This window comes from Bacillus cereus group sp. BfR-BA-01355, assembly GCF_022663675.1.
GTDB lineage: Bacteria > Bacillota > Bacilli > Bacillales > Bacillaceae_G > Bacillus_A > Bacillus_A thuringiensis_S.
In genome coordinates, this window is record NZ_JAKUFY010000421.1 from 1 (window position 1) to 245 (window position 245).

The window sequence follows — 245 nt, forward strand, 5'->3', positions numbered from 1 at the left end:
TGATTGTATTTATATATATCATACTAATACACTTGCAAGGAATAGAATAAATGATGTTAATATTACCGCTCCACCTAAGGATCCTAATAAATCTGTTTTTGTTACTTGAAACACTTGTTCACTGTTCATATCCCTCATTCTCCCTTCTTTTTCTTTTGTTACAAAGTTTCTATTATACTAATACGCTTGATAGAAATACGATTAATGCTGTTAATACTACTGCTCCACTTGCCGATCCTACAAAG

The 245-nt window shown here is 31.4% G+C and carries 2 protein-coding genes; both read right to left on the bottom strand.

The window, feature by feature from the left end; genetic code table 11:
- Positions 1–18 precede the first annotated feature (18 nt).
- Positions 19–129: a DUF3948 family protein gene (locus MR167_RS32315; protein WP_001083691.1), complete on the bottom strand. Its 111-nt coding sequence runs from the start codon at positions 127–129 to the stop codon at positions 19–21.
- Positions 130–172: 43 nt separating this feature from the next.
- Positions 173–245 (bottom strand): DUF3948 family protein (locus MR167_RS32320; RefSeq protein ID WP_002177690.1); only part of this gene is annotated, 73 nt, incomplete at its 5' end.